This window comes from uncultured Campylobacter sp. (genome assembly GCF_938018035.1).
Taxonomy (GTDB): Bacteria; Campylobacterota; Campylobacteria; order Campylobacterales; family Campylobacteraceae; genus Campylobacter_B.
The window spans coordinates 1-2,335 of sequence record NZ_CALIJF010000287.1; the positions used below are offsets into that span (position 1 = coordinate 1).

Annotated in this window: 1 rRNA gene and 1 pseudogene; both read right to left on the reverse strand. The window is 35.8% G+C overall.

Annotated elements, in window-relative coordinates:
- Window positions 1-662 precede the first annotated feature (662 nt).
- Window positions 663-902: pseudogene (locus Q0257_RS08570) on the reverse strand (helix-hairpin-helix domain-containing protein); the annotation flags it as partial.
- Window positions 903-2,019: 1,117 nt separating this feature from the next.
- Window positions 2,020-2,136, reverse strand: a 5S ribosomal RNA gene (gene rrf, locus Q0257_RS08575).
- Window positions 2,137-2,335 lie beyond the last annotated feature (199 nt).

Here is a 2,335-nt window from a genome sequence, read left to right on the forward strand (position 1 = left end):
TCTTATGGCTTGACTTTAGCCTACACGATTTCTAGGCATTATCTGAAACGCGCCGGTAATCGATTTGCCGATACCTTGCTGTAGTTAGGCGGTCTTTAGGGTAATTTTAGTTCTGCTTAAAAGCAGTGAGATTAAAATTTATGAAAAATCAGGAATTTACACCTTAAAATTCCAAAAAATATCGGCTCGCCATACCATAAAATAAAATTGCATCCGCAAGTTTAAATCGAACTGTAAACTTCTAAATCTACAGTATAGTCGAGTAAGCTAATTACGCAAGATTCGAATTAAAATCTTGCACACTTCCATAGCTCCGCCTAAATCTATACGCTTGCTACGTAGATCATACATTCGTCTCAAGCGCTAGGCTTATAAATTTAAAGCTAAGGTCGGGAGAAATTTTACTCCCCCTTACCCTTCTTACCCCTCTTACCTTTAGCCTTAGATGGTCCCTCTTCTTTAGCTTCATCTTTCATCTTAGCCGTAGAGCCTTTTACTTTACCGTCATCGTTCATAGCTTTATCCATGCTATCATCCATTTTCTCTTGCATCTTTTCTGATTTGGCATTTACCTTAGCTTTAGCAGATTTGACGGTATCTTTAGCTTGTTTACTTGCTTTTTTCTTGGCAGATTTTAGATCACTTATATCGGTCTGTCCGCTTACGGCAAGATCATCTTTAATAAGCTCAAATCTCTTATCGCCTATGCCTTTAATGTTTTTGATATCCTCGATATCTTTAAATTTATTATCCTTGCGGTAATCTATGATAGCCTGAGCTTTTGCTTCTCCGATTCCGGGAAGCGCCATAAGCTCATCTTTACTTGCAGTGTTTAAATTTACTGCTGCTAGCATAAATGCAGGAAGCGATAGAAATAATGCGGATTTAAACAGGTTTTTCATTAAAAGTCCTTTGAGGTTGAGATATTTGTATTGCCAAATAAAACGTCTATTAGCATTGAGGCTTTTGTATACCTATCCCATATCTATGCTTTAGAATGGATATACCGCCCATATAGCTATTACGCTACCTTACAATACGGTAAGGATTATATTTGCAGCGGGCTTAAAGGGAGATAAATTTAAGAGATATATTGAAATTTTATCTGTTCTCCAATCTCTTTTATTAAATAAATACCTTAAATTTAAGCTTGATCTTAAAAAGCAGATAGGCGATAAAGCTAGATAGATTAAATTTAACAGCGCCTTTTTGTTCCTCTTTGGAGACCGAAAAGGATAAAGCTAGATATATTAAATTTATTTAATACCGCAAGCATTGAAACGAGATTTAGCGGCGGTATTTATGAAATTTAGTCCTACCTTACCGCGCAAGGATACTTTACACGTACGAGACTAGACGCATATGGCGATGGGATACTAGTGTTATGAGAGGCACGGATACTTTACGTGTGAGGACAGGCGAGCAATCTTCATAAAATTTAGCTGCATCAATAAGCTTGCTTTTGTAGAACATGCTTTTTATGGGCTTGATTTTTTATAGGGTTTTATCTGCTTATGGGGCGTTTCATTATATTAATTAACAATGCTTGCCAAGCTTTATTTGGCATATAGTTTAAATCATACGAAAGCCTTATAAGCGCCGGCGGCTTTATAATTTAGATATAAAAACGTGGCAATTTAAAAACGAACGAATGGATAAATATAAATTAATATAAATGAGGCTAGGAGAGGCTAGAAAGGCGGCTGCGCCATAGAAGTTAAAAAGCAAACGCAACAGATAGTATTAAAAACGATACGAACAAGCAAGTATTATAGAAAAATTTCAATCCGTATCATTTTTCACTCAATATAAGTCAAATTTAATGCAGAGTTTTGAGATTTTGTATTGATGGAGGGCTAGATTTAAAATTTGTATTTACAGAAGGTTCTAAAATTCTAAGAAGGCTATAGAATTTTAAATTTATCAAGCAATATTTATTGGCTAAAAAAGCGATAAGCCAAAGATGCCGGAATAGAATTTAAATTGAAAATTGTATGGAAAGTTATGTAATTTTAACAAAGCCTGCAGCGACCTACTTTCCCCGTCCGAGTAACGGATAGTATCATCAGCCAGGACGAGCTTAGCTTCTTGGTTCGAGATGGAGCAAGGCGTTTCCTCGTCTGTATAGCCACAGGCAGTGTTAAATAAGGGATTGCTTTTGTTGTTTGATAGTAATATTATATACTGCGAATACCTTACGAGCTTTAGCCGCGTAGCATACAAGCTTTCCTCGTTCCTGCCTATTCGCCTTATATCAAAAATACTTCGTAATCTAATTTGGATTAATCGTAGATTACGGATATCTTTTATAATCTCTTATTTAACACTGCGTTCA